The following is a 24,564-nucleotide window of genomic DNA, read 5'->3' on the forward strand; positions in this document are numbered from 1 at the left end:
AAGAATTTGCCTGGCGGCTGTAGCGCGGTGGTCCCACCTGACCCCATGCCGAACTCAGAAGTGAAACGCCGTAGCGCCGATGGTAGTGTGGGGCCTCCCCATGCGAGAGTAGGGAACTGCCAGGCATTAAATAAGTGAAGAAACCCTGAACGAAAGTTCAGGGTTTTTTTGCGTCTGCAGAACGGCGAAATCCCCGCTAAAAGCCACGAAAACATCCCACCCGTGACTAACTGATCGGGTAAACTACGGCCAGATAAATCAGTAAAGGCCGTGAAATGTCCAGCCCCAACACTTCTATAAAAGCTTTCAACACACTGGGTCTCGAAGTCAGTGCACAATCGCTGTATATCGCAGACACATCTGAAGCCATTGTTCGCGCATGGCAAGCGACTCAACAGGCGAATCAACCTTTCATCGTATTGGGTGAGGGAAGCAATGTGCTTTTCCTGGAAGACTTTGATGGTGGCGTGATCATTAATGCCATCAAAGGTATTTCACTTGAGGAAGAGGATGAAGCATGGCATTTGCATATTGGCGCTGGTGAGAACTGGCACCAGTTGGTTGAGCATACTTTAAAAAAAGGTATTACCGGCCTGGAAAACCTGGCGTTAATTCCGGGCATGGCCGGTTCAGCACCTATCCAGAACATTGGCGCTTATGGTGTTGAATTTAAGGATATTTGCCAATACGTTGATGTGCTGCACCTGCCCACACAAAAAATCAGCCGCCTGAAACGCGAAGCGTGTCAGTTTGGGTATCGTGACAGTATTTTTAAACACGAGATGAAGGATAATCACGTCATTATTGCTGTTGGGCTCCGTCTGGCTAAGCAATGGAAGCCGGTGCTGAGTTACGGCGATTTAGCGAAACTGAATCCAGCCACCGTATGCGCATGGGATGTGTTCAATGCAGTTTGCCAAATGCGTCAGAGTAAACTGCCCGATCCGCGGGTAACGGGCAATGTAGGTAGCTTCTTCAAAAACCCTCTTATCACACGCGATTTGGCCAATGAGCTGTTAGAGGCATGGCCGGGGATGCCACATTACCCGCAGGCAAATGGTGACGTCAAATTAGCAGCAGGCTGGTTGATCGATCAATGTCATCTAAAGGGATATCAGGTAGGTGGTGCTGCGGTACACCGTCACCAGGCACTGGTGTTAATCAATGAAAACCAGGCAACGCCAAAGGATATCGTTGCTTTAGCGCACGAGGTGCGAAACCACGTGGGTGAAAAATTCAATGTTTGGCTCGAGCCAGAGGTTCGCTTCATTGGTGCTCAAGGCGAACGTAACGCCGTTGAGGTCATTTCATGAAAGATAATAGTGTTCCGCTGAAATTGGTCGCGCTGCTGGCTGATGGAGAATTCCATTCAGGCGAGCAGTTGGGTGAAGCATTGGGTATGAGCCGTGCAGCCATTAATAAGCATATCCAAACCCTGAAGAGCTGGGGTCTGGATGTCTATACCGTCACAGGAAAAGGATATAGCTTGCCTGCCCCCATTCAATTGCTGAATGAAGCCGATATTCTTTCGCATCTGCATCAACCAGATTTAGATGTCATCCCTGTGATTGATTCTACCAACCAGTATCTGCTGGATAGGATGGATCAGTTGCCTTCTGGTCATGCCTGTATTGCCGAGTATCAGCAAGCGGGCCGTGGCCGCCGAGGCAGAAAATGGTTCTCTCCTTTTGGTTCTAATCTCTATCTTTCGATGTACTGGCGACTTGAGCAAGGCCCCGCTGCAGCAATGGGGTTAAGCCTGGTGATTGGCATCGTGATGGCCGAGGTTATCCAGTCGTTAGGCGTACCCGATGTGCGCGTTAAATGGCCCAATGATCTCTACCTGAACGACCGTAAATTGGCCGGGATTCTGGTTGAACTAACCGGCAAAACAGGCGACGCAGCGCAAATTGTCATGGGGGCTGGTGTCAATCTGGTGATGCGCTCAGAAGGAGCCGCTGAAATTAATCAGGGGTGGATTAATTTGCAGGAAGCCGGAGTTGAAATCGATCGCAATGAGTTGGCTGCAAAAATCATCAATAGCCTGCGCGAAGCACTGCCGATTTTCGAGCGTGACGGATTGGCACCGTTTGTAGAGCGTTGGGATGCTCTGGACAATTTTATCAATCGCCCGGTTAAGCTGCTGATTGGCGACAGGGAAGTTCATGGTATAGCACGTGGTATTGATAAGCAGGGTGGTTTATTACTGGATCAAGATGGCGAAGTAAAGTCCTGGGTGGGAGGTGAGATTTCGCTGCGTCCTGGCAATTAATGCGAATTGACCTGAGAAATTAAACGCCCAGGTAAGTTAGGGCGTTTAAATATGAAACGTTATTTTCTCAGGCGAACACTTTGCACGGCATGATCTGCAGACTTTGTCATTATCAGACTGGCGCGCTCCCGGGTTGGGAGGATGTTTTCGTTAAGATTCAGCCAGTTAATTTCTTTCCATAATCCGCGAGCAATATTTTCCGCCTCTTCTTTAGGCAATTGAGAATAATGGTGGAAATAAGAATCGGGATCGCTGAAGGCACCTTCACGGAATTTTAGGAAACGATTAACGTACCAGCGTTCTAATAATGTTTCAGGTGCATCGACATAAATTGAGAAGTCGACAAAATCAGAAACAAATACATGATGCGGATCGTGGGGATAATCCATCCCACTTTGCAGCACGTTTAAGCCTTCCAGAATAAGAATATCAGGCTGTTGTACCACCTTATCGCCATCCGGGATCACATCATAAATAAGGTGTGAATAAACCGGCGCCGTGACCTGGCTAGCGCCCGATTTCAAATCGGAGACGAAGTTCACCAGACGATGCATGTCATAAGATTGCGGGAAGCCCTTCTTCTTCATCAGCCCCCGTTCTTTTAACACTGCATTGGGGTGTAAAAAGCCGTCAGTAGTAATCAACTCAACTTTACGATGTTCTGGCCAACGGCTGAGCAGCGCCTGCAACACACGCGCGGTTGTACTTTTACCTACAGCAACACTACCGGCAATACTGATGATATAGGGAATCTTTTGCCCGTTAGTGCCAAGGAACTGCTCCAGCACGGCCTGACGGCGCAGATTAGAACTTATATAGAAGTTAAGCAGACGTGAGAGCGGCAAATAGATTTCAGCAACCTCTTCTAAGGAGAGATCTTCATTGATACCGCGTAGTCGTTCAATTTCGCCTTCAGCGAGCGTCATTGGCACTGAGTCGCGCAGGGCGGCCCATTGCTGACGGTCAAACTGCAAATAGGGTGTAGTGAGTGGTGTCGTTTTTTTACTCATAAGTATGCATCTGACCGCAAATCCCGGCTCATCAACATCTTGTAGCGTCTGGCATACAATGATGCGTCGAGCTCAGTTGCACGTCATAGGGGGTAAGTAACGAGAACAATGGGCTGGAGGGTAACACCAGTGTCACTTTAAAAAGAAGCAAATTGATAAACCTGAGCACGCTTTCGTAAGCGTGCCCGCATTTTTATTATTGCTTAGTCGCTTATTACAATCGATTTTGCTGTAGCACCGCGTAAAATCTTTTCAGATTTTCCCTCGCTGACAACGTTGAGCCGTCTTCAGACAATCAATAATGCCTCCCTCTTTAACACGCCGACAGTGGCATCCGTTAACGAACAATCCCGTCTTGCATTGTGTTAGTTGAAAAAATGTTCAATCAAACCCGATCCAATAAAAAAAGTTGCGCACTTTTAAATGAAAAATGGCGTTGTGCTTCTGGCGTGCGACGACCAAACCACGATAAGCATCTGTAAATCACTTAGTGCAGCGGCGTAAAAACACACTGCATTTGGACGAAAATACTGCAAATGATGAGCGGTTTGCGATGTTTTGCACAAATAGTAAGCGATAGAACAATTTTGGCAATTTTTTTGTTGCATCCTGGGCTCGGTCTTCCCATAATGCGCTCCACTTGATGCCGGCTTAGCTCAGTTGGTAGAGCAACTGACTTGTAATCAGTAGGTCACCAGTTCGATTCCGGTAGCCGGCACCAATCAAGTAGGTGGGATTCCCGAGCGGCCAAAGGGAGCAGACTGTAAATCTGCCGTCACAGACTTCGAAGGTTCGAATCCTTCTCCCACCACCATCTCAACCACTTGGTTGAGCGTCAGATAAAATCTTTATCTGGCGGGTGAGTTCATCTCTCTCACCTTCGAATTCAGATTGCGGATTTTCGCAATCAAAGTCAGCCAGAAACTCTGGCAGGCTCGAATAATAGAAGGTCTTCTTTTATTATTCATAAGCTACAGAAAGAACAGGTAGCCGAGTTCCAGGATGCGGGCATCGTATAATGGCTATTACCTCAGCCTTCCAAGCTGATGATGCGGGTTCGATTCCCGCTGCCCGCTCCAGATGTGCTGATATGGCTCAGTTGGTAGAGCGCACCCTTGGTAAGGGTGAGGTCCCCAGTTCGACTCTGGGTATCAGCACCACTTCCTTTATCTCTCTCCTGATTCTCTCTCTGTAAACCAAACAGTCAGGCATTGCCTGGTTGATATGACGATATCTTCGATATATCCGTGTCTTAGAGGGACTAGCGATGGCTAAAGAGCAATTTCAACGTAACAAACTGCACGTAAACGTGGGCACCATCGGTCACGTTGACCACGGTAAAACCACCCTGACTGCTGCAATCACCACCGTTCTGGCTAAAACCTACGGCGGTAAAGCCAGCAAGTTCGATGAGATCGATAAGGCGCCAGAAGAGAAAGCACGTGGTATCACCATCAACACTTCTCACGTTGAATATGAAACCCCGACTCGCCACTATGCGCACGTTGACTGCCCAGGCCACGCCGACTATGTGAAAAACATGATCACCGGTGCTGCGCAGATGGACGGCGCGATCCTGGTTGTTGCTGCGACTGATGGCCCAATGCCACAGACCCGTGAGCACATCCTGCTGGGTCGTCAGGTTGGCGTTCCTTACATCATCGTGTTCCTGAACAAGTGCGACATGGTTGATGACGAAGAGTTGCTGGAACTGGTAGAGATGGAAGTTCGCGATCTGCTGTCAGCCTACGACTTCCCTGGCGACGATACTCCAATCATCCGCGGTTCTGCTCTGCAGGCACTGAACGGTGTTGCTGAGTGGGAAGAGAAGATCATTGAACTGGCTGGTCACCTGGATAACTACATCCCAGAGCCAGTACGTGCAATCGACCTGCCGTTCCTGCTGCCAATCGAAGACGTATTCTCAATCTCTGGCCGTGGTACTGTTGTTACCGGTCGTGTTGAGCGCGGTATCGTGAAAGTAGGCGACGAAGTTGAAGTTGTTGGTCTGAAAGACACCGTTAAGTCTACCTGTACCGGCGTTGAAATGTTCCGCAAACTGCTGGACCAGGGTCAGGCAGGCGAGAACTGTGGTGTTCTGCTGCGTGGTATCAAGCGTGAAGATATCGAGCGTGGTCAGGTTCTGGCTAAGCCGGGCACCATCAAGCCACATACCCAGTTCACTTCAGAAGTTTACGTACTGTCTAAAGATGAAGGCGGCCGTCATACTCCGTTCTTCAAAGGCTACCGTCCTCAGTTCTACTTCCGTACTACTGACGTGACCGGTGACGTTCAACTGCCAGAAGGCGTTGAGATGGTAATGCCAGGCGATAACGTAAAAATGACCGTTACCTTGATCAAGCCAATCGCTATGGATCAGGGCCTGCGTTTCGCAATCCGTGAAGGCGGCCGTACTGTTGGTGCGGGTGTTGTTGCTGAAATTATCGCTTAATTGCGATAACATTTGACGCAATGCACATGGAAAGGGCATCATTTGATGCCCTTTTTGCACGCTGTTACATAGAACCTGGCTCATCAGTGATTTTCGATCATAATCATTGCTGAGACAGGCTCTGGTTTACGGCGTCGGATACCGAGTTACGCCCAAAAGCTCATTCGGTTTGGATGCCTCGCTCTGCGGGGCAGAATTGTTTCTGAATTATTGTGGCAGGTTGGTTTATGAGTGCGAATACCGAAGCTCAAGGGAGCGGGCGCGGCCTGGAAGCGATAAAGTGGGTTGCTGTCATCGCGTTGCTGTTAGTAGCAATCGTTGGCAACTATCTCTATCGCGACATTACGCTGCCTCTGCGCGCGCTGGCTGTCGTAGTACTGATCGCTGCGGCAGGTGGCATAGCGTTGCTGACTATCAAAGGCAAAGCGACTGTGGCTTTTGCTCGTGAAGCAAGAACCGAAATGCGTAAGGTCATTTGGCCGACTCGCCAGGAAACATTGCACACCACGTTAATCGTTGCCGCGGTCACTGCCGTGATGTCACTGATTTTGTGGGGGCTGGATGGAATTCTGGTCCGTCTGGTATCGTTTATCACTGGCCTGAGGTTCTGAGATGTCTGAAGCTCCAAAAAAACGCTGGTACGTCGTTCAGGCGTTCTCCGGTTTTGAAGCCCGCGTAGCGAAGTCGCTGCAAGAGCATATCAAACTGCACAACATGGAAGAACTGTTTGGTGAAGTCATGGTGCCGACTGAAGAAGTCGTTGAAATCCGTGGTGGCCAGCGTCGCAAAAGCGAACGTAAATTCTTCCCTGGCTATGTATTGGTTCAGATGGTGATGAATGACGCCAGCTGGCACTTAGTACGTAGTGTACCGCGTGTCATGGGCTTCATTGGTGGTACCTCTGACCGTCCTGCGCCGATTAGCGATAAAGAAGTTGATGCGATTATGAACCGCCTGCAGCAGGTGGGTGATAAGCCGCGTCCAAAAACTCTGTTCGAGCCAGGCGAGATGGTACGCGTCAACGACGGTCCATTTGCCGATTTCAACGGTGTGGTCGAAGAGGTGGATTACGAAAAGAGCCGCTTGAAGGTCTCTGTTTCCATCTTTGGCCGTGCAACACCAGTCGAACTCGACTTTGCTCAGGTGGAGAAAGGTTAACCCTTTTGTTCACTTTTTAGCTCTTGCAGAAGGCGCGAAATTTACCTATAATTTCGCGCCTTTTGTTTTTATGCGCTGGTGACAGCGTGTAAATCGTAATCACGGGGAGCCTGTTTTCAGGCGCTATAACCCATTTGAGGAATTATCATGGCTAAGAAAGTACAAGCCTACGTCAAGCTGCAGGTTGCAGCTGGCATGGCGAACCCAAGTCCACCTGTTGGTCCAGCACTGGGTCAGCAGGGTGTTAACATCATGGAATTCTGTAAAGCGTTCAACGCCAAAACAGAATCTCTGGAGAAAGGCCTGCCTACTCCAGTTGTTATCACTGTATACAGCGACCGTTCTTTCACCTTCGTTACCAAAACCCCTCCGGCTGCTGTACTGCTGAAAAAAGCAGCAGGCATCAAGTCTGGTTCTGGTAAGCCGAACAAAGACAAAGTCGGTAAAGTTTCTCGTGCTCAGGTACGTGAAATCGCAGAAACTAAAGCTGCGGACATGACTGGTGCTGACGTAGAAGCGATGACTCGCTCTATCGAAGGTACTGCACGTTCCATGGGCCTGGTAGTAGAGGATTAAGAAATGGCTAAGCTGACCAAGCGCATGAGCGTAATCCGTGACAAAGTTGACGCGACCAAGCAGTACGACATCGCTGAAGCTATTGCTCTGCTGAAAGAACTGGCAACTGCTAAGTTCGTTGAAAGCGTTGACGTTGCTGTTAACCTCGGCATCGATGCACGTAAATCAGATCAGAACGTTCGCGGCGCGACTGTTCTGCCACACGGTACTGGTCGTTCAGTACGTGTTGCTGTATTTACCCAAGGCGCAAACGCAGAAGCTGCTAAAGCAGCTGGCGCTGAGCTGGTAGGTATGGAAGATCTGGCTGACCAGATCAAAAAAGGCGAAATGAACTTTGACGTTGTTATCGCATCTCCAGATGCAATGCGCGTTGTTGGCCAGTTGGGCCAGGTTCTGGGTCCACGCGGCCTGATGCCAAACCCGAAAGTGGGTACTGTAACCCCTAACGTTGCTGAAGCAGTGAAAAACGCTAAAGCAGGTCAGGTTCGTTATCGTAACGACAAAAACGGCATCATCCACACTACCATCGGTAAAGTGGACTTCGACGCTGACAAACTGAAAGAAAACCTGGAATCTCTGCTGGTTGCGCTGAAAAAAGCGAAACCTTCACAGGCTAAAGGCGTGTACATCAAGAAAGTTAGCATCTCTACCACCATGGGCGCCGGCGTTGCCGTTGACCAGGCTGGTCTGAGCGCAGCAGCAAACTAATTGCTGCTTGAAACGGGCGAAAAATTCATCTAGAATTTTACGCCCGTTGTTCTGATTGGTCATTCAATTCAGAACCTAAATTCAAAGCCACTGATTAACAAAGCGTAATTGCCTAATTTATCAATGGCTTAGGTTGGAGCCAGGCCTTATCCTGGCCTCCGTCCAAGACCGCAGGAGCGGGATTATCTTCGGATAACTTGCTTAATACCCTGCGTAGACGGTGACAGAACCAAAAAGAATTTTTTCTTCACTGGATTCTGCTCACCGTGTAATAGCGCTCAGTGCCTTCGGGTAGCTGAGTGAAGTGAGTTCCGGGAAATTTTTCCCGGTCAAATCCAGGAGCAAAAGCTAATGGCATTAAATCTTCAAGGCAAACAAGCGATTGTTGCTGAAGTTAGCGAAGTAGCCAAAGGCGCGCTTTCAGCGGTTGTTGCGGATTCCCGTGGCGTTACCGTTGATAAAATGACCGAACTGCGTAAAGCAGGTCGTGAAGCTGGCGTTTACATGCGTGTTGTTCGCAACACCTTGCTGCGCCGCGTCGTTGAAGGAACTCAGTTTGAGATCCTGAAAGACACGTTTGTTGGTCCGACCCTGATTGCATACTCTTTGGAACACCCGGGCGCTGCTGCTCGTCTGTTCAAAGAGTTCGCGAAAGCGAATGCAAAATTTGAGGTCAAAGCTGCAGCCTTTGAAGGTGAGCTGATCACGGCGGCCAATATTGACCGTCTGGCAACTCTGCCGACTTACGAAGAAGCACTGGCACGTCTGATGTCGACCATGAAAGAAGCCGCTGCTGGCAAACTGGTTCGCACTCTGGCTGCTGTACGCGATGCAAAAGAAGCGGCTTAAGGCCATCTTCTTTTCCTTCGTACTTGCTAACGTATAAACTTTTTCTGTTTTTTAGGAACAATCGATATGTCTATCACCAAAGATCAAATTCTGGAAGCAGTAGCAGCTATGTCCGTAATGGAAGTAGTTGAGCTGGTTTCTGCTATGGAAGAAAAATTCGGCGTTTCTGCTGCTGCTGCTGTAGCTGTTGCTGCTGGCCCAGCTGAAGCTGCTGAAGAGAAAACTGAATTCGACGTAATTCTGAAAGCTGCTGGCGCTAACAAAGTTGCCGTAATCAAAGCAGTTCGTACTGCAACTGGTCTGGGCCTGAAAGAAGCTAAAGACCTGGTTGAAGCTACCGGTGTTATCAAAGAAGGCATCAGCAAAGATGACGCAGCTGCTCTGGAAGCACTGCTGAAAGAAGCTGGCGCTGAAGTTGAAGTTAAGTAAGAAAACCTTCGGGTTGCAGCCTGAGTAACATCAGGCTGATGGCTGGTGACTTTTTGGTCACCAGCCTTTTTGCGCTACAGGGGAACGATGGCGTTTCGCACTGTTTGTCCATTGTTTCTCTTCAATATCTTTTTCTATCGACGACTTAATATATCGCTTTCCTGTGAGGGTTCCCTGCCTGCGCAACAGCGATGAAATGATTTAAGAGTGATAGAAAGATGTATTGCATGGGGTGTTACGCATCGCATGAAAAACAAAATAGTGTTGCATGAACTGTCCCTTCAGGACGGACAGCGTGGTTCGACATGTCAGCTAGCTGAGGAACCCTATGGTTTACTCCTATACCGAGAAAAAACGTATTCGTAAGGATTTTGGTAAACGTCCGCAAGTTCTGGACATACCTTATCTCCTTTCTATCCAGCTTGACTCGTTCCAGAAGTTTATCGAGCAAGATCCAGAAGGCCAATACGGTCTGGAAGCTGCCTTCCGCTCCGTATTCCCAATCTCAAGCTACAGCGGCAACTCTGAGTTGCAGTATGTCAGCTACCGTTTGGGCGAGCCGGTCTTTGACGTAACTGAATGTCAGATCCGTGGCGTGACCTATTCGGCACCGCTGCGCGTGAAACTGCGTCTGGTGATCTACGAGCGTGAAGCGCCGGAAGGCACCGTAAAAGACATCAAAGAACAAGAAGTGTACATGGGTGAAATTCCACTCATGACCGACAACGGTACCTTTGTTATCAACGGTACTGAGCGTGTTATTGTTTCTCAGCTGCATCGTAGTCCTGGCGTGTTCTTTGACAGCGATAAGGGTAAGACGCACTCGTCTGGTAAAGTGCTGTATAACGCACGTATCATCCCTTACCGCGGTTCATGGCTCGACTTCGAATTCGACCCGAAAGACAACCTCTTCGTCCGTATTGACCGTCGCCGTAAGCTGCCGGCCAGTATCATTCTGCGCGCGCTGCACTACACCACTGAACAAATCCTTGATCTGTTCTTTGATAAAGTGGTGTATGAAATCCGCGATAACAAACTGCAGATGGAACTGGTGCCTGAGCGCCTGCGTGGTGAAACCGCCAGCTTCGATATCGAAGCCAATGGCACGGTCTACGTTGAGAAAGGTCGTCGCATCACTGCGCGTCATATTCGTCAGCTGGAAAAAGACGGTATTCAGCACATTGAAGTGCCAGTCGAATATATCGCTGGCAAAGTGGTCGCTAAAGACTACGTCGATTTGAACACCGGTGAACTGATCGTTCCTGCGAACATGGAACTTTCACTGGATCTGCTGGCTAAACTGAGCCAGTCAGGCCACAAACGCATTGAAACGCTGTTCACCAACGACCTGGATCACGGCCCATACATTTCAGAGACCCTGCGTGTTGACCCAACCAACGATCGCCTGAGCGCGCTGGTTGAGATCTACCGTATGATGCGTCCTGGTGAGCCGCCAACGCGCGAAGCTGCAGAGAACCTGTTCGAGAACCTGTTCTTCTCAGAAGATCGTTACGATCTGTCTGCAGTTGGCCGTATGAAGTTCAACCGTTCACTGCTGCGTGATGAAATCGAAGGTTCAGGTATCCTGAGCAAAGACGACATCATCGAAGTGATGAAGAAACTGATCGGCATCCGTAACGGTATTGGCGAAGTCGATGATATCGACCACCTCGGCAACCGTCGTATCCGTTCAGTCGGTGAGATGGCTGAGAACCAGTTCCGTGTGGGTCTGGTGCGTGTTGAGCGTGCTGTTAAAGAGCGTCTGTCTCTGGGCGACCTCGATACCCTGATGCCTCAGGACATGATCAACGCCAAGCCTATTTCGGCGGCGGTGAAAGAGTTCTTTGGTTCAAGCCAGCTGTCCCAGTTTATGGATCAGAACAACCCGTTGTCTGAGATCACGCATAAGCGTCGTATCTCTGCCCTGGGCCCAGGCGGTCTGACGCGTGAGCGTGCAGGCTTCGAAGTGCGTGACGTACACCCAACCCACTACGGTCGTGTATGCCCAATCGAAACGCCTGAAGGTCCGAACATCGGTCTGATCAACTCTCTTTCTGTTTACGCGCAGACCAACGAATACGGCTTCCTTGAGACTCCGTACCGTCGCGTAGTAGATGGCAAAGTGAGTGATGAAATTCATTACCTCTCTGCAATTGAAGAGGGTAACTACGTTATCGCTCAGGCGAACACTAACCTTGCTGAAGACGGTAGCTTTGTTGACGATCTCGTCACTTGCCGTAGCAAAGGTGAATCAAGCCTGTTCAGTCGTGATCAAGTTGACTACATGGACGTTTCGACCCAACAGGTCGTTTCAGTCGGTGCGTCACTGATTCCATTCCTGGAGCACGATGATGCTAACCGCGCCTTGATGGGTGCGAACATGCAACGTCAGGCAGTACCAACTCTGCGCGCTGATAAGCCGCTGGTCGGTACCGGTATGGAACGCGCAGTAGCGGTTGACTCCGGTGTAACTGCCGTAGCGAAACGTGGCGGTTCCGTTCAGTACGTTGATGCTTCTCGTATCGTTATCAAAGTTAACGAAGATGAGATGTATCCGGGCGAAGCGGGTATCGACATCTACAACCTGACCAAGTACACCCGTTCTAACCAGAACACCTGCATCAACCAGATGCCATGTGTGTCCCTGGGTGAGCCAATCGAACGTGGCGACGTGCTGGCAGATGGCCCGTCTACCGATCTCGGTGAACTGGCGCTGGGTCAGAACATGCGCGTGGCGTTCATGCCATGGAACGGTTACAACTTCGAAGACTCCATCCTCGTTTCTGAGCGTGTTGTCCAGGAAGACCGTTTCACCACTATCCACATCCAGGAACTGGCGTGTGTGTCTCGTGACACCAAGCTGGGGCCAGAAGAGATCACCGCTGACATCCCGAACGTGGGTGAAGCTGCACTCTCCAAACTGGATGAATCCGGTATCGTGTATATCGGTGCGGAAGTGACCGGTGGTGACATTCTGGTCGGTAAAGTGACGCCGAAAGGCGAAACTCAGCTGACGCCAGAAGAGAAACTGCTGCGTGCGATCTTCGGTGAGAAAGCGTCTGACGTTAAAGACTCTTCTCTGCGTGTTCCTAACGGTGTTTCCGGTACGGTTATCGACGTTCAAGTCTTTACTCGCGATGGCGTAGAAAAAGACAAACGTGCGCTGGAAATCGAAGAGATGCAGCTGAAGCAGGCTAAGAAAGACCTGTCTGAAGAACTGCAGATCCTCGAAGCGGGCTTGTTCAGCCGTATTCAGGCTGTACTGATCTCGGGTGGTGTTGAAGCTGAGAAGCTGGACAAACTGCCACGTGAGCGCTGGTTGGAACTGGGCCTGACTGATGAAGAGAAGCAAAACTCTCTCGAGCAGCTGGCTGAGCAGTATGACGAGCTGAAGCACGAGTTTGAGAAGAAACTCGAAGCTAAACGTCGCAAAATCACTCAGGGCGATGACCTGGCACCAGGCGTGCTGAAAATCGTGAAAGTGTACCTGGCGGTTAAACGTCAGATCCAGCCTGGTGACAAGATGGCAGGTCGTCACGGTAACAAAGGTGTTATCTCTAAGATCAACCCGATCGAAGATATGCCTTACGATGAGAACGGCACGCCGGTCGACATCGTACTGAACCCGCTGGGCGTACCGTCACGTATGAACATCGGTCAGATCCTGGAAACCCACCTGGGTATGGCGGCTAAAGGCATTGGTGAGAAAATCAATGCGATGCTGAAGAAGCAGGAAGAAGTCGCCAAACTGCGTGAGTTCATCCAGCGTGCTTACGATCTGGGCACCGATGTGCGTCAGAAAGTCGATCTGAACACCTTCACTGACGACGAAGTTCTGCGTCTGGCTGAGAACCTGAAAAAAGGTATGCCAATCGCAACGCCAGTGTTTGATGGTGCGAAAGAGAGCGAGATCAAAGAGCTGCTGCAGCTCGGAGGCCTGCCTTCTTCCGGTCAGATCACTCTGTTCGACGGCCGTACCGGTGAGCAGTTTGAGCGTCAGGTAACCGTAGGTTACATGTACATGCTGAAACTGAACCACCTGGTCGACGACAAGATGCACGCCCGTTCAACTGGCTCGTACAGCCTTGTTACTCAGCAGCCGCTGGGTGGTAAAGCGCAGTTCGGTGGTCAGCGCTTCGGTGAGATGGAAGTGTGGGCACTGGAAGCATACGGTGCTGCTTATACCCTGCAGGAAATGCTGACCGTTAAGTCTGATGACGTGAATGGCCGTACGAAGATGTATAAAAACATCGTCGATGGCAACCATCAGATGGAACCGGGCATGCCGGAATCCTTCAACGTACTGTTGAAAGAGATCCGCTCGCTGGGTATCAACATCGAGCTGGAAGACGAGTAAGCACTCGTAAGTACTGGTTACGGGACGCGCACTTCGGTGTGCGTCCCTGAGAGTTCCACTCCGACGGGAGCTAATCCGTGAAAGACTTACTTAAGTTTCTGAAAGCGCAAACTAAGACCGAAGAGTTTGATGCGATCAAGATCGCTCTGGCTTCGCCAGATATGATCCGTTCATGGTCTTTTGGTGAAGTTAAAAAGCCAGAAACCATTAACTACCGTACCTTCAAGCCGGAGCGTGACGGTCTTTTCTGCGCCCGTATCTTTGGGCCGGTAAAAGATTACGAATGCCTGTGCGGTAAGTACAAGCGTTTAAAACATCGTGGCGTGATCTGTGAGAAGTGTGGCGTTGAAGTTACACAGACCAAGGTTCGTCGTGAGCGCATGGGCCACATTGAACTGGCTTCACCAACTGCGCACATTTGGTTCCTGAAATCACTGCCTTCGCGTATCGGCTTACTGCTGGATATGCCACTGCGTGATATCGAGCGCGTACTGTACTTCGAATCTTATGTTGTGATCGAAGGCGGTATGACCAACCTGGAAAAACGTCAGATTCTGACCGAAGAGCAGTACCTTGATGCGCTGGAAGAGTTCGGTGACGAATTCGACGCGAAGATGGGTGCGGAAGCTATCCAGGCGCTGCTGAAAAATATGGATCTGGAGCAAGAGTGCGAGCAGCTGCGTGAAGAGCTGAACGAAACCAACTCCGAGACCAAACGTAAAAAGCTGACCAAGCGTATCAAGCTGCTGGAAGCGTTCGTACAGTCTGGTAACAAGCCAGAGTGGATGATCCTGACCGTTCTGCCGGTTCTGCCGCCAGATCTGCGTCCGCTGGTACCGCTGGATGGTGGTCGTTTCGCTACGTCGGATCTGAACGATCTGTATCGTCGCGTTATCAACCGTAACAACCGTCTGAAGCGTCTGCTGGATCTGGCTGCGCCAGATATCATCGTACGTAACGAAAAACGTATGCTGCAGGAAGCGGTAGATGCCTTGCTGGATAACGGCCGTCGCGGTCGTGCCATCACTGGCTCTAACAAACGTCCTCTGAAATCTTTGGCCGACATGATCAAAGGTAAGCAGGGTCGTTTCCGTCAGAACCTGTTGGGTAAACGTGTTGACTACTCTGGCCGTTCTGTAATCACCGTAGGTCCATACCTGCGTCTGCATCAGTGTGGTCTGCCGAAGAAAATGGCACTTGAGCTGTTCAAGCCGTTCATCTACGGCAAGCTGGAACTGCGTGGCCTCGCGACCACCATCAAAGCTGCTAAGAAGATGGTTGAGCGTGAAGAAGCTGTCGTTTGGGATATCCTGGACGAAGTGATCCGCGAACACCCAGTACTGCTGAACCGTGCACCAACCCTGCACCGTTTGGGTATCCAGGCATTCGAACCTGTTCTGATCGAAGGTAAAGCAATCCAGCTGCACCCGCTGGTTTGTGCGGCATATAACGCCGACTTCGATGGTGACCAGATGGCAGTTCACGTACCGCTGACGCTGGAAGCTCAGCTGGAAGCACGTGCTCTGATGATGTCTACCAACAACATCCTGTCACCTGCGAATGGCGAGCCAATCATCGTTCCTTCTCAGGACGTTGTACTGGGTCTGTACTACATGACCCGTGACAAAGTGAATGCGCGCGGCGAAGGCATGGTGCTGACTGGCCCGAAAGAAGCTGAGCGTGTTTATCGCGCTGGCCTGGCCGAGTTGCATGCTCGCGTTAAAGTGCGTATCACCGAGTACAGCAAAAACGAACAAGAAGAGTTCGTCGCGAAAACCAGCTTAATCGACACCACCATTGGTCGTGCGATTCTGTGGATGATCGTGCCGAAAGGTCTGCCTTACTCCATCGTCAACCAGGCGCTGGGTAAGAAAGCTATCTCTAAGATGCTGAACACCTGTTACCGCATCCTGGGCCTGAAGCCGACCGTTATCTTCGCTGACCAGACCATGTATACCGGCTTTGCTTACGCAGCCCGTTCAGGTGCCTCTGTAGGTATCGACGACATGGTGATCCCGGCTAAGAAAGCGGAAATCGTGGCAGAAGCAGAAGCGGAAGTTGCTGAGATTCAGGAACAGTTCCAGTCTGGTCTGGTTACTGCTGGCGAACGTTACAACAAAGTCATCGATATCTGGGCCGCAGCAAACGAACGCGTTTCCAAGGCGATGATGGACAACCTGCAAACCGAAACCGTGATCAACCGTCACGGCGAAGAAGAGCAGCAAGTCTCGTTCAACAGTATCTACATGATGGCCGACTCCGGTGCGCGTGGTTCTGCTGCACAGATTCGTCAGCTGGCCGGTATGCGTGGTCTGATGGCTAAGCCAGATGGCTCAATCATCGAAACGCCAATCACCGCGAACTTCCGCGAAGGTCTGAACGTACTCCAGTACTTCATCTCGACGCACGGTGCGCGTAAAGGTCTTGCGGATACCGCACTGAAAACCGCTAACTCCGGTTATCTGACGCGTCGTCTGGTAGACGTTGCACAGGATCTGGTGGTTACCGAAGACGACTGTGGTACTTTCGAAGGCATCATGATGACTCCGGTCATCGAAGGTGGCGACGTTAAAGAACCACTGCGTGAGCGTGTACTGGGTCGTGTGACTGCTGAAGACGTACTGAAGCCAGGTACTGCTGACATCCTGATCCCGCGTAACACGCTGATCGATGAGCACTGGTGTGATGTGATCGAACTCAACTCAGTTGATGCGATCAAAGTGCGTTCTGTTGTTGGTTGTGAAACCGACTTTGGTGTGTGTGCACACTGCTACGGTCGCGACCTGGCACGTGGTCACATCATCAACAAAGGTGAGGCCATCGGCGTTATCGCAGCACAGTCCATCGGTGAGCCGGGTACACAGCTGACGATGCGTACGTTCCACATCGGTGGTGCGGCATCTCGTGCGGCTGCTGAATCCAGCATCCAGGTGAAGAACAAAGGTACTATTAAGCTGACCAACGCGAAGTCTGTAACCAACTCCTCCGGGAAACTGGTTATCGTCTCTCGTAATGTTGAGCTGAAGATGATCGATGAATTCGGTCGTACCAAAGAGAGCTATAAAGTCCCTTACGGCGCGATGATGGCTAAAGGTGATGGTGAGCAGGTTGCAGCGGGCGAGACCGTAGCAAACTGGGATCCGCACACCATGCCTGTTATCACCGAAGTGGGCGGTTTCATTCGCTTCACTGACATGATCGATGGTCAGACGATTACTCGTCAGACTGATGACCTGACTGGTCTGTCATCGCTGGTGGTTCTGGATTCTGCAGAACGTACTGCGGGCGGTAAAGATCTGCGTCCTGCGCTGAAAATTGTTGATGCCAACGGAAATGATGTTCTGATTCCAGGTACCGACATGCCAGCTCAGTACTTCCTGCCGGGCAAAGCGATTGTTCAGCTGGAAGATGGCGTTAAGATCAGCGCGGGTGACACCCTGTCGCGTGTACCTCAGGAATCTGGCGGTACCAAGGACATCACCGGTGGTCTGCCACGCGTTGCTGACCTGTTCGAAGCGCGTCGTCCGAAAGAGCCAGCAATTCTGGCCGAGATCAGCGGTATTATCTCGTTCGGTAAAGAGACCAAAGGCAAGCGTCGTCTGGTGATTACACCGGTTGATGGTAGCGATCCGTACGAAGAGATGATTCCGAAATGGCGTCAGCTGAACGTATTCGAAGGTGAGCGTGTAGAACGTGGTGACGTTGTTTCTGACGGCCCAGAGTCTCCACACGACATCCTGCGTCTGCGTGGCGTCCATGCGGTTACACGTTACATCACTAACGAAGTGCAGGAAGTTTACCGTCTGCAAGGCGTTAAGATTAACGATAAACACATCGAAGTCATCGTGCGTCAGATGCTGCGTAAAGCAACCATCGCCAGCGCGGGCAGCACCGAGTTCCTGGAAGGTGAGCAGGCTGAATACTCTCGCATCAAGATCGCTAACCGCGACCTCGAAGCGAACGGCAAAATTGGCGCAACCTTTATGCGCGATCTGCTGGGTATCACCAAAGCTTCTCTGGCAACCGAATCGTTCATCTCTGCAGCATCGTTCCAGGAGACCACACGTGTCCTGACTGAAGCAGCAGTAGCAGGTAAGCGCGATGAACTGCGCGGCCTGAAAGAGAACGTGATCGTGGGTCGTCTGATCCCGGCCGGTACCGGTTATGCTTACCATCAGGATCGTATGCGTCGCCGTTCTGTAGGTGAAGCACCGGTTGCACCGCAGGTTACTGCGGATGAAGCCTCTGCGAGCCTGGCTGAACTGCTGAACGCCGGTCTTGGCGGTAGCGACGACGAATAATCGTCTGCGAAAGCTGACCCATAAAAAACCCTGCCTCGGCAGGGTTTTTTTTCGTCTTTAATCAGCCCTTACGGCAGATATCGTGGCGGGTCAGGCCAATGTCGCGCAGTTGTGCATCGCTTAAGTGAGACAGAATTTTGCGAGTCTCACGGCGGGCGCGCCATCTCTTGATGGCACGCCCCGTGCCGCGAACCATATCCAATAGCGTTACATCAAAGGGTTTTGCTGCGCGGTTTTGATCGAATTCCATAATGAATGCCCTCAGTCAGTTGTCTGAGTGGTATTGTCCAGTTCCTGTGCATTTCAATACAGATTCAAAAATCACTTATTATTAACATACAGATTGCGCATGATAGGATCTGAATGGTAAAAAAAAGGATGATCTGTACTGATTTAGATTGAGTGAACTCGAGGGGAATCATACGATGACGCGTTACCAACATCTGGCTTGCTTGCTCTCAGACAGGATTGAGCAGGGACTCTACCGTAGCGGCGAGCGCTTACCCTCAGTGCGCACACTGAGTATTGAGCACGGTGTGAGCATCAGTACCGTGCAGCAGGCGTATCACCTGCTAGAAGAGAAACAGCTTATTGTGCCGCAGCCGCGCTCTGGCTATTTCGTTGCGACGCGCAAAGCCACGCCTCCTGTTCCTGCGTTAACCCGCCCCGTACAACGCCCCGTCGAGATCACCCAGTGGGAATCGGTGCTGGAATTATTAAGCAGCCGCAACAGCGGTAACGTGCTGCAATTAGGTAGCGGCATGCCAGACCTTACCCAGCCGACATTGAAGCCATTATGGAAAATTCAGAGCCGAATGGCGCAGAAGCAGGATCTTGACCAGCTCAATTATGACAGTCTGTTAGGCGTTGCGGCCTTGCGTGAGCAGGTCGCACGCTTAACTATCGATAGCGGTTGTCAGCTCACCGCAGAGGATATTGTGATCACCACGGGCTGCCATGAAGCGCTGTCCGTGTCGATCCGTGCGGTGTGTGAACCGGGTGATATTATCGCCGTTGAATCTCCGACATTTCATGGCACGATGCAGACTCTGCGCGGGCTTGGTATCCGTGCCATTGAAATCCCTACCGATTCGGTGACGGGCATTAGCCTCGAAGCTCTGGAGTTGGCATTCGAGCAGTGGCCCATTAAAGCCGTGGTAGTAGTGCCAAATTGCAATAATCCACTCGGATTTATCATGCCCGAGGCGCGCAAGCGTGCGCTGCTGGCACTGGCACAGCGCTTTGATGCCGCGATTATTGAAGACGATGTCTACGGTGAATTGGCATGGGAGTATCCACGTCCCATTACCATTAAATCTTTGGATATGGATGGCAGGGTGTTGTTGTGTAGTTCATTCTCTAAGACGCTGGCTCCCGGGTTACGTGTTGGCTGGGTGGCACCTGGACGTTATCGCGATCGCGTCTTGCATATGAAATATATCGGCACGGGTTCAACAGCCACACAGCCGCAACATGCGGTGGCCGAATTTATTCGTCTTGGTCACTATGGGCCGCATTTACGCCGGATGCGCCAGGTTTATCAACGTAATTACGAGACTTTTAGCTGCTGGGTACGCCACTATTTCCCGTGCGGTATCTGTGTCTCGCGTCCGCAGGGCAGCTTCCTGATGTGGATTGAGTTACCTGAAGCGTTTGATGCGGTTCGGCTTAACACCGAACTTCGCACATTGAACATTCAGGTCGCCGTCGGATCGCTGTTTTCTGCCTCGGGCAAATATCGTAACTGCTTGCGCCTGAATTATGGGTTGCCCATCAATGAGTATACAGAACAGGCCATCGCCCAACTTGGCGCTGCGGTGGAGCAGGCCATGCACGCCTGTCATATCGAAACGGAACCCGCTTCATCCCTGACTGATTAAAGTGGAAAGGCAGGGCTGGAGAGAGAGGTAGACCAGCCCTGGCCCACTGCCAGCGACAGCGGGCAGGCACACTTTATCCTGACCGGAAAAACACGCTAGCTCGCAGGAAGCGGACTGCGCGTGAGGTTCCAGCCAAATTACCCTGATTGCAGAACGTTACAACGCTTCTGCGGGCTGGGTTCCGGCTTCAACCAGTGCCAGCAGCTCCTGTGTCGCCTGACGCCAGTCTCCCGCCTGAGTAATGGCGCTCACCACAGCAACGCTTCCAACGCCAGTGGCCAAAACTTCAGGTACGCGCGCAAGGGATATACCGCCAATCGCCACAGTCGGTATATCCTGTAACCGTGCCATGTGGCGTTTCAGCTCCATGACGCCCTGTGGTTCGGAAGGCATATCTTTGGTTTGCGTAGGGTAAATGTGCCCCAGTGCAATGTAGGAAGGACGCAGCGCCAGCGCGCGGTCCAACTCGGCATCATCATGAGTCGATAACCCCAGACGCAAACCTGCCTGGCGGATAGCGTCCAGATTAGCCACGTCTAAATCTTCCTGGCCAAGATGCACGCCATAGGCGTTGTATTTGATCGCTAATCGCCAGTAATCGTTGATAAACAGGCGTGCACGGTATTGCTTGCCCAGCGCAATTGCCTCGCGCACTGCGTCTTCTACTTCATGATCCTGGCAATCTTTGATGCGCAACTGGATGGTGCGAACGCCAGCCTCCAGTAAGCGCCTAATCCACTCTACGCTATCAACAACAGGGTACAGCCCTAATTTCGGGGCGGTAGCAGGAAAGGCCTCGGTCATACTTTTTCCTCTTTAAGGGCATCGGCGGCGTGATAAATCTCGCCACCACGGCTGCGGAAGGCATCTGACATCTGCGCCATGCCAATTTCAATCGGCTGGGCTTCCGCCTGCTGACGAGCAGCATATTCGCGCACTTCCTGCGTGATTTTCATTGAACAGAATTTAGGGCCGCACATGGAGCAGAAGTGAGCCACTTTACCTGATTCCTGCGGCAGTGTTTCATCGTGATACGCACGCGCGGTGTGTGGATCCAGCGCCAGGTTAAATTGATCTTCCCAACGGAATTCGAAACGCGCTTTTGACATCGCGTTATCGCGGATCTGCGCGCCGGGATGGCCTTTGGCCAGATCGGCGGCATGTGCGGCGATCTTGTAGGTGATCAGCCCCTGCTTCACATCTTCTTTATTCGGCAAACCGAGGTGCTCTTTTGGTGTGACGTAGCACAGCATGGCGCAGCCAAACCAACCAATCATCGCCGCACCAATGCCGGAGGTAAAGTGATCGTAACCGGGTGCGATGTCGGTAGTCAGTGGGCCGAGCGTGTAAAACGGCGCTTCATGGCAGTGCTCCAATTGTTCGGTCATATTGCGGCGAATCATCTGCATCGGTACATGGCCTGGACCTTCAATCATTACCTGCACATCGTATTCCCAGGCGATCCTGGTCAACTCACCTAAGGTATGCAACTCGGCAAACTGGGCTTCATCGTTGGCGTCCTGAATCGATCCCGGACGCAGGCCATCACCGAGTGAGAGCGCGACATCATAGGCGGCGCAGATTTCACAGATCTCGCGGAAATGCAGATAGAGGAAACTCTCTTGATGATGTGACAGGCACCACTTCGCCATGATCGAACCTCCACGCGAGACAATACCGGTCAGACGATTAGCCGTCATCGGCACATAGCGCAGCAGCACACCAGCGTGAATAGTGAAGTAATCCACCCCCTGTTCTGCTTGCTCGAGCAGGGTATCGCGGAAAATCTCCCAGTTAAGGTCTTCCGCCACGCCATTCACTTTCTCCAGTGCCTGATAAATGGGCACAGTACCAATCGGCACCGGGCTGTTTCGCAAAATCCACTCGCGCGTTTCATGGATATAGCGGCCTGTGGAGAGGTCCATCACGGTATCCGCCCCCCAGCGTGTTGACCACACCAGTTTCTCCACTTCCTCTTCGATCGATGAGCTCACCGCTGAGTTGCCTATATTGGCGTTCACCTTCACCAGAAAGTTACGGCCAATGATCATCGGCTCTGATTCGGGGTGATTAATATTGGAGGGTATGATAGCGCGGCCGCTGGCAACTTCCTGGCGCACAAATTCGGCGGTGATGTTTTCCGGCAGATTGGCACCAAAACTGTGGCCCGGGTGCTGTTGCAGTAGCACTTCACCACGAATACGTTCGCGGCCCATGTTTTCTCGCACCGCAATAAATTCCATCTCGGGTGTAATCATGCCCTGACGTGCGTAATGCAGCTGTGTGACGCAGCGGCCAGCTTTGGCACGACGCGGCTGCGGTAACTGCTCGAAGCGCAGGTGATCCAGCCCTTCATCGGCTAAGCGTTGCTGAGTGTATTGCGAACTCAACTGGTGGATCGCTTCGCTGTCATCGCGTTCAGCAATCCAGTTTTCACGCAATCGGTCTAATCCCCGATGCACATCAATGGTGGCCGCAGGGTCGCCATAAGCACCTGCCGTGTCATATACCGGCACTGGTTCGTTGTGCTCATACTGTGGATTCTCTTTTGTGCCACCGATGTGTGTAGGGCTAAGCTGGATTTCGCGCATCGGCACACGGATATCCGCTCGGCTGCCGGTAATCCAGATACGTTTTGAATTGGGGAAAGCGGTGCCTTGCAGCGAATCGATAAATTCCTGCGCTTGTGCACGTTGTTCACGACGAGAAGTTTTAGCAACAGACATAGCAAATTTCCTGAATTAAGGGGAAGTTGCTTGTCCAGAGTTCGGAAGGAGTAACAGGGACGATGCCGGGCGCCAACACGCATCGCTCTGTGAATGTCTACTCTTGTTCCCTTCGCAGGTACTAACCTGATCAGGTTCCGCGGATCCCGAATAAACGGTCTCAGCCCCTTAGGGCACTCCGACAAGGTTGAATTTTACGATATAAGCTACTTTGCTGGCCATTTCACGCCAGGGCAGTGCTCGTGTCCGTCACGTACTACGTGTACGCTCCGGCCACTGCGCGCTGTCCGAGCGTGAACTGGCTGCGCACGCTACGCTTATATCGCAAAATTTGACTCTAGATTGCTTTAAAGAGACGCATAAAAACGTGAATAGGCCTCAATAAAAAAGCCCATTCAGCATAAGAGGGCTTTTTCGGAATAACAAGTTTTTTACATGGGGCCGAAGTTAAGCGGGGCGAGCCATGCTGCTTTCATTGGCGACCGGTGGGCGCGCCAGCTGGTTATCCCAGGCGAGTTGCACCAGCTTATCTTCCAGCGTGAAGCGCGACTCCAGCACTTCACCCACTTCGGATAACGCCTTCTGGAATTCTACGCAGTTATCGTCGTTGATGGCCTGCTGCAGATGGCTGTCATACAGTTGCATCATGCGATCGGTATTCGCTTCCAGAGCGGGATAGAGTTGGGCTGCCGCAATGAGTGGGCTATCGCCTTCCATCTCACTGATAATGCGTTCATAAATACTGAAATGACCGGTTGAGAGGTAATCCACCAGGCTGTGGCAAAACGCATCCAGCGCCTGTTCATCCAGCGCACTGAGCGCCTCTTTGTTGGGCTTTATGCCGATTAATGCGTAATAGCTGACAAGCAACTGTCGACGCGCGCGCAGCCACGCATCGACTAATTCATTACCGCCACTTACACGCCTGGCCAGGTCATCTAACTGGGTAAGCATATGGGGCTCCGGGTGAGTTATAGTTATCCATTCCACACTTAACATCAGGATTTCAGCGTGCCATTTGACGCTAAGGACAACGAATAAGATGCAACGTGAGATCTCAAGCGTAGACGCTGGCTGGTGGATTGTCAGCCATGAACAAAAACTTTGGTTACCGCAAGGTGAACTGCCGCATGGCTTATCCGGCGATTTTGGCCTGACTGGAAAAACCGCGATTTTGATTGGCGAATGGCAGGCGGAGAATGTCTGGCTGATACGTGAATCACGACCTGACAATATGGGCTCTGTTCGCCAGCTTATCGACGAAGATGTTGGGCTTTTTCAGATGGTTGGGCGTGGAGTTCAACTCGCCGAATTCTACCGCTCACACCGCTGGTGTGGCTACTGCGGCCACGAAATGCACCTCAGTAAACGCGAATTTGCCTGCCTGTGTCACCATTGCCGCGAACGCTATTACCCGCAGATTGCACCGTGCATCATCGTAGCGATTCGCCGGGGGGAGGAGATTCTACTGGCCAACCATGCGCGCCATCGCAACAGCATTTACACAGTATTAGCTGGCTTTGTTGAGGTCGGGGAAACGCTGGAACAGGCTGTGGCGCGTGAGGTGATGGAAGAGAGTAACGTGCGGGTGAAAAATGTCCGCTACGTCACCTCGCAGCCCTGGCCGTTCCCGCATTCGTTAATGATGGCGTTTATGGCCGAGTACGAAGGCGGAGACTTGCAGCATGATGGCAAAGAGTTACTGGATGCCGGCTGGTATCGTTATGACGATCTGCCACTGCTTCCGCCGCCGGGCACGGTGGCGCGGCGGTTGATTGAAGATACCGTTGCCCTGTGTCGCGCCAGCGCGCCGTGAAAATGCTACACTGGCGGCCTTAGCATGAGA

The 24,564-nt window shown here is 51.6% G+C and carries 18 protein-coding genes, 4 tRNA genes, 1 rRNA gene and 1 riboswitch; of the genes, 18 read left to right on the plus strand and 5 right to left on the minus strand.

Going from position 1 to position 24,564, the window contains the following annotated elements; all coding sequences use genetic code 11:
- Nucleotides 1-9: 9 nt before the first annotated feature.
- From rrf to birA, 3 genes are all read left to right on the plus strand, one after another.
- Nucleotides 10-125 (plus strand): 5S ribosomal RNA (gene rrf, locus FD744_RS23850).
- A 150-nt stretch (nucleotides 126-275) separates the two neighbouring features.
- Nucleotides 276-1,313 carry a UDP-N-acetylmuramate dehydrogenase gene (gene murB, locus FD744_RS23855; protein ID WP_160869774.1) on the plus strand — a complete coding sequence of 346 codons (1,038 nt, stop codon included), beginning with the start codon at nucleotides 276-278 and terminating at the stop codon, nucleotides 1,311-1,313.
- Nucleotides 1,310-2,272, plus strand: a complete 963-nt coding sequence (gene birA / locus FD744_RS23860) for a bifunctional biotin--[acetyl-CoA-carboxylase] ligase/biotin operon repressor BirA (protein WP_160869776.1) — start codon at nucleotides 1,310-1,312, stop codon at nucleotides 2,270-2,272. The genes murB and birA overlap by 4 nt, the downstream gene beginning before the upstream one ends.
- Nucleotides 2,273-2,331: 59 nt before the next feature.
- On the opposite strand, the gene coaA is transcribed toward birA, so the two are convergent.
- Nucleotides 2,332-3,282: a type I pantothenate kinase gene (gene coaA, locus FD744_RS23865; RefSeq protein WP_097119822.1), complete on the minus strand. Its 951-nt coding sequence runs from the start codon at nucleotides 3,280-3,282 to the stop codon at nucleotides 2,332-2,334.
- A 645-nt stretch (nucleotides 3,283-3,927) separates the two neighbouring features.
- Between coaA and FD744_RS23870 the strand changes: the two genes are divergently transcribed.
- The 13 genes from FD744_RS23870 to rpoC all read left to right on the plus strand — a co-directional run bounded on the left by FD744_RS23870 (nucleotide 3,928) and on the right by rpoC (nucleotide 18,112).
- Nucleotides 3,928-4,003 (plus strand) — tRNA-Thr (locus FD744_RS23870).
- Nucleotides 4,004-4,011: 8 nt separating this feature from the next.
- Nucleotides 4,012-4,096, plus strand: a tRNA-Tyr gene (locus tag FD744_RS23875).
- A 190-nt stretch (nucleotides 4,097-4,286) separates the two neighbouring features.
- Nucleotides 4,287-4,361, plus strand: a tRNA-Gly gene (locus tag FD744_RS23880).
- Between the two features lie 5 nt (nucleotides 4,362-4,366).
- Nucleotides 4,367-4,442: transfer RNA gene (locus FD744_RS23885), tRNA-Thr, on the plus strand.
- 107 nt (nucleotides 4,443-4,549) lie between these two features.
- Nucleotides 4,550-5,734: an elongation factor Tu gene (gene tuf / locus FD744_RS23890; protein WP_034828894.1), complete on the plus strand. Its 1,185-nt coding sequence runs from the start codon at nucleotides 4,550-4,552 to the stop codon at nucleotides 5,732-5,734.
- A 227-nt stretch (nucleotides 5,735-5,961) separates the two neighbouring features.
- On the plus strand, nucleotides 5,962-6,345 hold the full coding sequence (secE, locus tag FD744_RS23895) for a preprotein translocase subunit SecE (RefSeq protein ID WP_039381824.1): 384 nt from the start codon (nucleotides 5,962-5,964) through the stop codon (nucleotides 6,343-6,345).
- A 1-nt stretch (nucleotide 6,346) separates the two neighbouring features.
- On the plus strand, nucleotides 6,347-6,892 hold the full coding sequence (gene nusG / locus FD744_RS23900) for a transcription termination/antitermination protein NusG (protein ID WP_010616908.1): 546 nt from the start codon (nucleotides 6,347-6,349) through the stop codon (nucleotides 6,890-6,892).
- Nucleotides 6,893-7,039: 147 nt separating this feature from the next.
- Nucleotides 7,040-7,468: a 50S ribosomal protein L11 gene (gene rplK, locus FD744_RS23905; RefSeq protein WP_034828899.1), complete on the plus strand. Its 429-nt coding sequence runs from the start codon at nucleotides 7,040-7,042 to the stop codon at nucleotides 7,466-7,468.
- 3 nt (nucleotides 7,469-7,471) lie between these two features.
- The gene (gene rplA / locus FD744_RS23910; protein ID WP_034828901.1) at nucleotides 7,472-8,176 is read left to right on the plus strand and encodes a 50S ribosomal protein L1; all 705 of its coding nucleotides are present in this window, start codon (nucleotides 7,472-7,474) and stop codon (nucleotides 8,174-8,176) included.
- A 351-nt stretch (nucleotides 8,177-8,527) separates the two neighbouring features.
- Nucleotides 8,528-9,025, plus strand: a complete 498-nt coding sequence (rplJ, locus tag FD744_RS23915; protein ID WP_034828904.1) for a 50S ribosomal protein L10 — start codon at nucleotides 8,528-8,530, stop codon at nucleotides 9,023-9,025.
- A 66-nt stretch (nucleotides 9,026-9,091) separates the two neighbouring features.
- Entirely contained in the window at nucleotides 9,092-9,454 is a 363-nt protein-coding gene (gene rplL, locus FD744_RS23920; RefSeq protein WP_034828906.1) for a 50S ribosomal protein L7/L12, read from the plus strand.
- 328 nt (nucleotides 9,455-9,782) lie between these two features.
- Nucleotides 9,783-13,811, plus strand: coding sequence for a DNA-directed RNA polymerase subunit beta (gene rpoB, locus FD744_RS23925; protein WP_034828907.1), 4,029 nt, complete (start codon nucleotides 9,783-9,785; stop codon nucleotides 13,809-13,811).
- 77 nt (nucleotides 13,812-13,888) lie between these two features.
- Entirely contained in the window at nucleotides 13,889-18,112 is a 4,224-nt protein-coding gene (gene rpoC, locus FD744_RS23930) for a DNA-directed RNA polymerase subunit beta' (RefSeq protein WP_097119779.1), read from the plus strand.
- Between the two features lie 61 nt (nucleotides 18,113-18,173).
- On the opposite strand, the gene FD744_RS23935 is transcribed toward rpoC, so the two are convergent.
- Nucleotides 18,174-18,362 carry a DUF1127 domain-containing protein gene (locus tag FD744_RS23935; protein WP_097119778.1) on the minus strand — a complete coding sequence of 63 codons (189 nt, stop codon included), beginning with the start codon at nucleotides 18,360-18,362 and terminating at the stop codon, nucleotides 18,174-18,176.
- Nucleotides 18,363-18,537: 175 nt separating this feature from the next.
- Between FD744_RS23935 and FD744_RS23940 the strand changes: the two genes are divergently transcribed.
- Complete coding sequence (locus FD744_RS23940; protein WP_160869778.1) at nucleotides 18,538-19,992, plus strand: PLP-dependent aminotransferase family protein; 1,455 nt, start codon at nucleotides 18,538-18,540, stop codon at nucleotides 19,990-19,992.
- Nucleotides 19,993-20,148: 156 nt separating this feature from the next.
- On the opposite strand, the gene thiE is transcribed toward FD744_RS23940, so the two are convergent.
- From thiE to FD744_RS23955, 3 genes are all read right to left on the minus strand, one after another.
- Nucleotides 20,149-20,796: a thiamine phosphate synthase gene (gene thiE, locus FD744_RS23945; protein ID WP_160869780.1), complete on the minus strand. Its 648-nt coding sequence runs from the start codon at nucleotides 20,794-20,796 to the stop codon at nucleotides 20,149-20,151.
- On the minus strand, nucleotides 20,793-22,718 hold the full coding sequence (gene thiC, locus FD744_RS23950; RefSeq protein ID WP_160869782.1) for a phosphomethylpyrimidine synthase ThiC: 1,926 nt from the start codon (nucleotides 22,716-22,718) through the stop codon (nucleotides 20,793-20,795). The genes thiE and thiC overlap by 4 nt, the downstream gene beginning before the upstream one ends.
- A gap of 90 nt (nucleotides 22,719-22,808) precedes the next feature.
- A riboswitch (TPP riboswitch) is annotated at nucleotides 22,809-22,909 on the minus strand.
- Nucleotides 22,910-23,165: 256 nt separating this feature from the next.
- On the minus strand, nucleotides 23,166-23,672 hold the full coding sequence (locus tag FD744_RS23955) for an Rsd/AlgQ family anti-sigma factor (protein WP_034828914.1): 507 nt from the start codon (nucleotides 23,670-23,672) through the stop codon (nucleotides 23,166-23,168).
- An 88-nt stretch (nucleotides 23,673-23,760) separates the two neighbouring features.
- Between FD744_RS23955 and nudC the strand changes: the two genes are divergently transcribed.
- Complete coding sequence (gene nudC, locus FD744_RS23960; protein WP_038643741.1) at nucleotides 23,761-24,534, plus strand: NAD(+) diphosphatase; 774 nt, start codon at nucleotides 23,761-23,763, stop codon at nucleotides 24,532-24,534.
- Nucleotides 24,535-24,564 lie beyond the last annotated feature (30 nt).

It is taken from the genome of Pantoea sp. Taur, assembly GCF_009830025.1.
Classification (GTDB): Bacteria; Pseudomonadota; Gammaproteobacteria; order Enterobacterales; family Enterobacteriaceae; genus Pantoea; species Pantoea communis.

Excerpts from the sequence above, each read along its gene's own strand:
- rplL (WP_034828906.1), top strand. The coding sequence starts at position 9,092 with ATGTCTATCACCAAAGATCAAATTCTGGAAGCAGTAGCAGCTATGTCC.
- tuf (WP_034828894.1), top strand. The coding sequence starts at position 4,550 with ATGGCTAAAGAGCAATTTCAACGTAACAAACTGCACGTAAACGTGGGC.
- rplK (WP_034828899.1), top strand. The coding sequence starts at position 7,040 with ATGGCTAAGAAAGTACAAGCCTACGTCAAGCTGCAGGTTGCAGCTGGC.
- thiC (WP_160869782.1), bottom strand. The coding sequence starts at position 22,718 with ATGTCTGTTGCTAAAACTTCTCGTCGTGAACAACGTGCACAAGCGCAG.
- secE (WP_039381824.1), top strand. The coding sequence starts at position 5,962 with ATGAGTGCGAATACCGAAGCTCAAGGGAGCGGGCGCGGCCTGGAAGCG.
- nusG (WP_010616908.1), top strand. The coding sequence starts at position 6,347 with ATGTCTGAAGCTCCAAAAAAACGCTGGTACGTCGTTCAGGCGTTCTCC.
- birA (WP_160869776.1), top strand. The coding sequence starts at position 1,310 with ATGAAAGATAATAGTGTTCCGCTGAAATTGGTCGCGCTGCTGGCTGAT.
- FD744_RS23955 (WP_034828914.1), bottom strand. The coding sequence starts at position 23,672 with ATGCTTACCCAGTTAGATGACCTGGCCAGGCGTGTAAGTGGCGGTAAT.
- coaA (WP_097119822.1), bottom strand. The coding sequence starts at position 3,282 with ATGAGTAAAAAAACGACACCACTCACTACACCCTATTTGCAGTTTGAC.
- thiE (WP_160869780.1), bottom strand. The coding sequence starts at position 20,796 with ATGACCGAGGCCTTTCCTGCTACCGCCCCGAAATTAGGGCTGTACCCT.
- FD744_RS23935 (WP_097119778.1), bottom strand. The coding sequence starts at position 18,362 with ATGGAATTCGATCAAAACCGCGCAGCAAAACCCTTTGATGTAACGCTA.
- murB (WP_160869774.1), top strand. The coding sequence starts at position 276 with ATGTCCAGCCCCAACACTTCTATAAAAGCTTTCAACACACTGGGTCTC.
- rplJ (WP_034828904.1), top strand. The coding sequence starts at position 8,528 with ATGGCATTAAATCTTCAAGGCAAACAAGCGATTGTTGCTGAAGTTAGC.
- rpoB (WP_034828907.1), top strand. The coding sequence starts at position 9,783 with ATGGTTTACTCCTATACCGAGAAAAAACGTATTCGTAAGGATTTTGGT.
- rplA (WP_034828901.1), top strand. The coding sequence starts at position 7,472 with ATGGCTAAGCTGACCAAGCGCATGAGCGTAATCCGTGACAAAGTTGAC.
- nudC (WP_038643741.1), top strand. The coding sequence starts at position 23,761 with ATGCAACGTGAGATCTCAAGCGTAGACGCTGGCTGGTGGATTGTCAGC.
- FD744_RS23940 (WP_160869778.1), top strand. The coding sequence starts at position 18,538 with ATGACGCGTTACCAACATCTGGCTTGCTTGCTCTCAGACAGGATTGAG.